Source organism: Agathobaculum sp., from assembly GCF_050946325.1.
In the GTDB taxonomy this organism is placed as follows: domain Bacteria; phylum Bacillota; class Clostridia; order Oscillospirales; family Butyricicoccaceae; genus Agathobaculum.
This window is the reverse complement of the sequence record NZ_JBMNUP010000095.1, coordinates 1-7,274: the sequence shown is the minus strand read 5'-3', so window position 1 is coordinate 7,274 and position 7,274 is coordinate 1. Positions and strand designations below refer to the sequence as shown.

Sequence of the window (7,274 nt, the reverse complement as noted above, 5' to 3'; positions counted from 1 at the left end):
CAATCTCCGCAAAGCCGAGCGCCCCCAGCGCCTGACGCGCTGCGTGCAGCGTCTCCAGTGCGATGGCGGTCACGGCCACGCGCACAGCGGGATTTTTCTCCCGCGCCAATGCCAGAATATCACGCATGCTGCCGCCGCTGCCGCCGACAAAAACGCAGTCCGGCGCGGGCAGGTCTTCCAGCGCCGCAGGCGCCTCGCCGGAAACGATCTGCACGTTATACCCGCCGAGTTTTCGGCGGTTTTCTTCCAGCAAAGCAAGCGCCTGCGCGTTCCGCTCCACCGCGTATACCATGCCGTCCGATGCCTTGCGCGCCAGTTCGAGCGTGACTGCCCCCGTGCCGGCGCCGATATCCCATACCGTATCCCGCGGCTGCACGGCAAGCTTGCTGACGGCGACCCAGCGCACTTCCTCCTTGGTCATGGGCACCTGCCCCCGCGTCAGCATGGCGTCGCGCACCGGCTCGCATGCGTTTGCCGCCGCCGGATGCTCGATCAGCAAAACGGCCAGACTGCCGCAGGGCTGCTGCGCCAGCGCCGAAGCCGTATCCGTCAGCACACGCTCGCCCGCCATGCCGAGGTTTTCGCCCAGATGCACGGTCAGTCCGCCGAGTCCGGCCCCTGTCAGCACGCGGCAGACCGTCTGTGCATTCTGTTTCCCACCGGTCAGCACAAATACCCGCTTGTGGTAGCTGACCGCGCCGAGGATACTGCCCGTCCGTCCATGCAGGCTGCGCACACAAAGGGCATCGTAAGGCACGCCGCATTTTGCGCAAAAATACTGCATACTGGACAGGCCGCACAGCAGACGCACTTCTCCATACGGCAAAAGCTGCTCGCGCAGACGCCCCGCCGCGCTGAAAAAGCCCACATCGCCCGAAACCAGCAGCGCTGTTGCCGGCGCACCGTTCGACACGGCGCGCGCCGCCATCTCGGCAAACGCGCACACCTCCGCCTGCGGACAGACCGCAGTCAGCCGCCGGTCTGCCAGCACCAAATCGGCGTTTGCAAGCGCCTGCGCCGCTTCCGCAGTCAGCAGCGCGGGCGACCCCAGTCCTGCGCCGATAATATCAAATTTACGAGACATCACGCAGTCCCCTTTCCATGCCCTTGCCGCCTTGCAAGGTTATCCCTTACGCTGCGCCAAATCTGCCAGCACCTCATCTGCGGCCTGTGCGGTAAATGCAAGGTCGTTCTGCGTGTGTGCAGAAGAGACGAACATCGCCTCAAACTGGCTGGGCGCCAGATATACGCCGCGCGACAGCATGCCGTTAAAGTATGCGGCATAGGCCGCAGTATCGCTGGTTTTGGCGGCGGCAAAGCAGTCCACCGGTGTTTCCGTAAAATACGGACACAGCAGCGATCCCACCTGATTGACCTGCACCGGCAGCCCATGCCGCGCCGCGCTCGTGCGCAGGTGGTTTGCCAGATACTGCGCCGATGTTTCCATCACCGTGTAAACCTCCGGATGGTCGGTCAGAATTTGCAGCTGCGCCAATCCTGCTGCCATTGCCACCGGATTGCCCGACAGCGTGCCCGCCTGATACACGGGGCCGCACGGCGCGACCTGCTCCATAAGCGCGCGGCTGCCCGCGTACGCGCCGACCGGCATACCGCCGCCGATGATTTTGCCAAAGGTGACAAGATCGGCGCGCACCCCAAAATATTGCTGCGCGCCGCCAGCCGCCAGCCGAAAACCGGTGATGACCTCGTCAAAAATCAGCAGCGCGCCATGCCTGTCGCACAGATGCCGCAGGCTCTGCAAAAAACCATCCTTTGGCGGCACCACGCCCATATTGGCCGCAACCGGCTCTACAATGACCGCCGCCACCGCCCCCGGGTTGGCGTCCAGCAGCCGCTCCACCGAGGATACGTCGTTATACTGCGCCATCAGGGTATCCTGCGCCGCGCCGCGGGTCACGCCGGCGGAGTCCGGCTCGCCCTGCGTCAGCGCGCCGCTGCCCGCGCCGACGAGCATCGCGTCCGAATGTCCGTGATAGCAGCCCTCAAACTTGATGATCTTATCCCGTCCGGTCGCGCCGCGCGCCAGACGCACCGCGCTCATCACCGCCTCCGTGCCGCTGTTCACCATGCGCACCATTTCAATATGCGGCACCATGGCAACCATTTTTTCGGCCATCTCAACCTCCAGCGCGGTCGGCGCACCAAAGGAAAGACCATTTATCATACGGTCGTATACCGCTTTCAGGATATCCGGATGGCTGTGTCCCAGCACCATCGGCCCCCACGAGCCGACATAGTCGATATATTCCAGCCCGTCCGCATCCAGCACATGGCTGCCAAGACCCTTGACCAGAAACCGCGGCTTACCGCCCACCGCGCGGAACGCCCGCACCGGAGAGTTGACGCCGCCGGGCAGCACCTTCTGCGCCCGCTCAAAAAGCTGTTCAGACTGCGTCATCAGCCGATATCCCCCTTTCGGATGGCGTCCGCCAGTTCGGGCGCATAATAGGTAATCAGAATATCCGCGCCCGCGCGGAAAATGGATACCGCCGACTCGCACATCACGCCGTATTCATCAATCAGCCCCTGCGCTGCGGCTGCCTTGACCATTGCGTATTCGCCCGAAACCGCGTAAGCCGCAACCGGCAGGTCAAACCGCTGCCGGCACTGGCAGATGAGGTCCAGATAGCTGAGTGCCGGCTTGATCATCAGAATATCCGCGCCCTCCTGCACATCAAGCGCGCATTCGCGCATGGCCTCCCTGCTGTTGTGCCAGTCCATCTGGTAGGAGCGGCGGTCTCCGAAGGCAGGCGCAGAGCCTGCCGCATCGCGAAACGGGCCGTAGAACGAAGAGGCAAATTTGGCCGCATAACTCATGATGGGAACATTCTGAAACCCGTTGTCATCGAGCGCTTTACGGATCGCCGCCACACGTCCGTCCATCATATCGGAAGGCGCCACCATATCCGCGCCTGCGCGGGCGTGGCTGACTGCAATTTCCGCCAGACGGAGCAGCGTCTGGTCGTTATCCACCTCCTGCCCGCACAGAATGCCGCAGTGGCCGTGGCTGGTATATTCGCACATGCACACATCGGTGATGAGATACATATCCGGAGCAAGTTTTCGGATTTGATGGAGACCCTGCTGCACCACGCCGTCCTCCGCCCATGCGCCCGAGCCGATTTCGTCCTTTTCCTTGGGCAGGCCGAACAGGATCAGGCGCGAAATGCCGTGCGCCTGCGCGCGCTCCACCGCGCGGTAAAGCTGGTCGGGCGAATAGTGGTACTGACCGGGCAGCGAGGGGATCTCCTGATAAATATTTTCACCCTCCACAATAAAAATGGGCCAGATCAGGCTTTCGGGGGAAATGCGGGTCTCCCGCATCATTTTGCGCAGACCCAAAGAGGTGCGCAGACGGCGCGGCCGGATAATATTGTTAAACATGATGACATTCCTCCAGTAAACACGCAATCATGTCGTCTATCGCGGCATTTTTTGCGGTGATGGTTTTCATTTGACAGCGTTTGGCAATCTCCTCGGTCTGTGCGCCAATGCACAGCGCGGTAACGCCGGAAAAATCCGCGTCCCCGACGGCGCGCACAAACCCTTCCACGGTGGAGCCGCTTGTAAAAGTCACATAGTCGAGCGCGCCCTCTGCCAGCAGGCGGCGCAGCTCGTCCGCCCTGCCGCAGCGGTACACGGTATCATAAACCGGCACATCCGCCACGGTCATGCCGGCGCGGCGCAGCGCCTCCGGCAGCAGTTTGCCGCCCTGCCGTGCGCGGAGCAGCAGTACGGCGCCATTTTCCGGCAGCCGCTCCAGAAGCGCCGCCGCCAGATGCGCGCCGTCATACTGCGCGGGGATGAGGTCGGCTGTCAGCCCGTAGGCGGCCAGCGCCTCTGCGGTGCCGCGGCCAATGGCGGCAAGCTGCATCCCATACAGCGCCCGCAGATCGCGCCCCAGCCGGCGCAGTGCATCGGCTGCCGCCTTAACGCCTGCCGGGCTGGTAAACACCGCCCAGTCATACCGGTTTTCCAAAGCCGCGCGCAGCGGCTCCAGCTCTGATGCCGGTTCGATTGCGATGCACGGCGCTTCGATCACCTCGGCGCCGAGCGCGCGCAGCCGTGCGGCCAGACCGTCCGCCCGCTCCTGCGGGCGGGTCACGGCGATGCGTCTGCCGTGCAGCGGCAGCCCCGTCCACCAGTCGAGCGTGTCGCTGCACGCGCACACCCGCCCCACGACGATCAGTGCCGGACTTTGCAGCCCCGCCGCACACACCTGCACCGCAAGGCCGGAAACCGTATCCACCACCTTGCGCTGTATGCCGCGCGTGCCGTTTTCAATGACCGCCGCCGGCATCTGCGGGTCCATGCCCGCCGCCAGCAGGCCGTCCGTCACCTGCTCCAGGGCAGCAAGCCCCATCAAAAATACCAGTGTGCCGCGCAGACGTACCAGGCTGGGATAATCGATCTCCGGCTCTTTGCCCGCCCGCGCATGCGCGGTGATAATGTGAACCGACGAGCCGTACTCCCGATGCGTTACCGGGATACCGGCAAAAGCCGGCGCGGCAAGTGCGCTTGTCACCCCTGGGATGACGCGGAACGGTACGCCGTGGGCGTGCAGGTATTCGCATTCCTCCCCGCCGCGGCCAAACAGGTAGCAGTCCCCGCCCTTGAGGCGGACGGTATTTTTCCCCGCCTGCGCCAGCCGCACCAGCATCGCGTTGATCTCCTCCTGCGGTACGGGATGCGCGCCGGCGCGCTTGCCCACGTCGATGCGTTCCGCGCCGCAGGGGATAAGCGTCAGAATATCCGTATCCACCAGCCGGTCATATACCACCGCATCCGCACAGCGGATCGCCTCCGCGCCCGCCAGCGTCAGCAGCGCCCTGCTGCCCGGGCCTGCGCCGACCAAAGTCACGGTTCCCGTCATAGCATGCCCTCCGCTTGTCCTTTCAGCTGTAAAGCGAGCGTGCGCCCAAGCGCGGCAGCATCCCGCCGCGCCCCTGTCAGCGCCCCGCGCACGAGCGTTTTTTCATCCGCCGTCACATACAGCCCCCGCAGGTGCAGGCAGTCCTGCCGCACTTCCGCATAGGCCGCAGCCGGCGCAAAACAGCCGCCGCCCAGCGTTTTAATAAAGCTGCGCTCGGCCAGCGCACAGTCATGCGCATCCTGATCATCCAGAAGCTTAACCCGTTCGGTCAGCTCGCCCGCACGGCCCTGCACCGCAAGGATGCCCTGTCCGGCCGCCGGCAGCATCTCATCCGGTGAAAAATACCGGCTGATGCGGTTTTGCAGCCCAAGCCGGTGCAAACCGGCCGCCGCCAGCACAAGCGCGCCGTATTCCCCGCGCTCCAGCTTGGCCAGTCGGGTCTGCACGTTGCCGCGCACTGGCTGTACGTCCATCTCCGGAAACAGCCCGCCCAGCTGCACCCGCCGCCGGGCGGAAGAGCAGCCGATCGGGCGGGTTTTGTCCCATATGCCGTTTTCAGGCAGCACCAGCGCGTCCCGCGCGTCCTCCCGCGCGGGAAAAGCCACCAGCGGCAAACCGTCAGGCTGCTCCATCGGCACATCTTTCAGGCTGTGTACCGTCAAATCGACTTCGCCGTCTGCCAGCGCGCGGTCCAGTTCCTTGACAAACAGCCCCTTGCCGCCTACCTGATCGAGCGTCCGGTCGAGCACCATATCGCCCGTGGTTTTCATCGTGACCAGCGTGCAGTCCGGCCCGAGCGCGCGCATCACTTCCTCCGCCTGCCGGATGGCAAGGCGGCTGTCCCTGCTGCCGATTCGGATCATTCCATCGCCTCCAATACCGCGCGGATGCGTTTTGCCGCCGCCGCAGTTTTCTGATGCGCCGTGCCGTCGGATACCACCCCGGCAATCAAACCGCTTCCCTCGCATACCGCGGGAAAGAAAAAGGTGGATTCCGCAGCGCAGTCCGATGTCGAACACAAAATCCCGCATGCGGCGCAGTCCTGCGTAATCTGCCGGTTAACGTTCCGGTCGTCCGTTGCCGCGACCGCCAGAAAAGCCCCCGAAAGATCGCTTTTCTCGTAGCCGCGCCGTACATCCGGCACAAGATCAGACCGGCTCTCCGGTGCGATCACACGCACCTGCGCGCCAAACCGGCGCAGCACCTCCGCCCGGCGCGCGGCAATGCGCCCCGCGCCGAACACCACGCATTTTCGGTTCACCAGTGAAACAAACAGCGGAAAACGCGGCCATGTCTGCACCCCAGGCTGTTCCGGCTGGCGCAGTCCCAGCCGCGCGGTCAGGTATTGCTGCATTTCTGCAAGCGTGCGGCCCCGCTCCTTGCACGGACGGGAAATCACCAGCACTGCCGCGCCCGTCTCCCGCGCCGCCGTCAGCTTTTCGGCAAAGCCGCCGGCCTTGCCCGTATCCTTGGTGACCAGAATATCCGCCTGCACCTGCCGCAGCAGGGCTGCGTTCATCTCGTGCGAAAACGGCCCCTGCATGGCAAGCAGATGGGCGCCTGTCAAACCCAGTTCCTCGCATTTTTGCAGCACGGGCACACTGGGCAGCACACGCACATACAGCCGCTCCCGATATCCGTCTACCGCCGTGTAAGCGTCCAGCTCCTTGCTGCCGGTGGTCAGCAGCACCCTGCCCGGATGCGCGTTCAGCCACGCGGCGGCCGCCGCGGCATCGGGCACGGCCGTCACGCCGTCCGCCTGTTGCGCGGGGCGCAGCAGGCGCGCATATTCCGCGCCGGTTTGCACGCAGGCAGCACGAAGATTATCCGTCACAGCCGCAGCATAAGGGTGGGTTGCATCAACGAGCAGCGTATCCGTGTCGAGCAGCGCGGCCATCTCCACCGTATCCAGCCGTCCCTCGTGTACGGTAATGCCGGAAAGCGGCTCCATCACCGCCGCGCCGTATTCCGTCGCCACGTAGGCTGCGGCCTGTCCGCCGCAGGCGGAGACAAAGCGGCACAGCGCGTGCCCCTCGCTCGTACCGGAAAAGATCACAAGTTTCATACGCCGCGGTACCCACGGGGCGTGACCATGCGCCCGCCGATCACCTGCGTGCGCGAATTGCCGATGAACACCGTTGTCAGCATGTCGACCGCCGTTTCCCGCAATGCGCCAAGCGTCGTCAGGGAATACGACTCCCCTTCCCGCCCGATGCAGCGCACTGTGCCGCACACGGTTTCCGGCGGCAAAAGCTCGAGCAGGATGTCGCACGCGCGGCGCAGATGATCCGTGCGTTTTTTGCTCGCGGGATTGTACAGGGCGATGCAGAAATCCCCCATCGCCGCCCCGCGCAGCCGCTTTTCGATGACCTCCCACGGC

General features: G+C 64.4%; 6 protein-coding genes and 1 pseudogene. All 7 read right to left on the bottom strand.

What is annotated here, in order from left to right; genetic code table 11:
- Positions 1–1,084 (bottom strand): precorrin-6Y C5,15-methyltransferase (decarboxylating) subunit CbiT (gene cbiT / locus ACOYIE_RS07880; protein ID WP_433412092.1); only part of this gene is annotated, 1,084 nt, incomplete at its 3' end.
- Positions 1,085–1,123: 39 nt separating this feature from the next.
- A complete protein-coding gene (gene hemL, locus ACOYIE_RS07875) occupies positions 1,124–2,419 on the bottom strand; it encodes a glutamate-1-semialdehyde 2,1-aminomutase (RefSeq protein ID WP_433412090.1) in 1,296 nt (431 codons plus the stop codon).
- Positions 2,419–3,405: a porphobilinogen synthase gene (gene hemB, locus ACOYIE_RS07870; protein WP_433412089.1), complete on the bottom strand. Its 987-nt coding sequence runs from the start codon at positions 3,403–3,405 to the stop codon at positions 2,419–2,421. The genes hemL and hemB overlap by 1 nt, the downstream gene beginning before the upstream one ends.
- Positions 3,398–4,894: a uroporphyrinogen-III C-methyltransferase gene (cobA, locus tag ACOYIE_RS07865; RefSeq protein ID WP_433412087.1), complete on the bottom strand. Its 1,497-nt coding sequence runs from the start codon at positions 4,892–4,894 to the stop codon at positions 3,398–3,400. The genes hemB and cobA overlap by 8 nt, the downstream gene beginning before the upstream one ends.
- The gene (gene hemC / locus ACOYIE_RS07860) at positions 4,891–5,757 is read right to left on the bottom strand and encodes a hydroxymethylbilane synthase (protein ID WP_433412085.1); all 867 of its coding nucleotides are present in this window, start codon (positions 5,755–5,757) and stop codon (positions 4,891–4,893) included. Before hemC ends, cobA begins: the two co-directional genes overlap by 4 nt.
- Positions 5,754–6,959, bottom strand: coding sequence for a precorrin-6A reductase (gene cobK / locus ACOYIE_RS07855; RefSeq protein ID WP_433412083.1), 1,206 nt, complete (start codon positions 6,957–6,959; stop codon positions 5,754–5,756). Before cobK ends, hemC begins: the two co-directional genes overlap by 4 nt.
- Positions 6,956–7,274, bottom strand: a pseudogene (locus tag ACOYIE_RS07850) (precorrin-3B C(17)-methyltransferase); the annotation flags it as partial. The pseudogene ACOYIE_RS07850 and the gene cobK, both read right to left, overlap by 4 nt.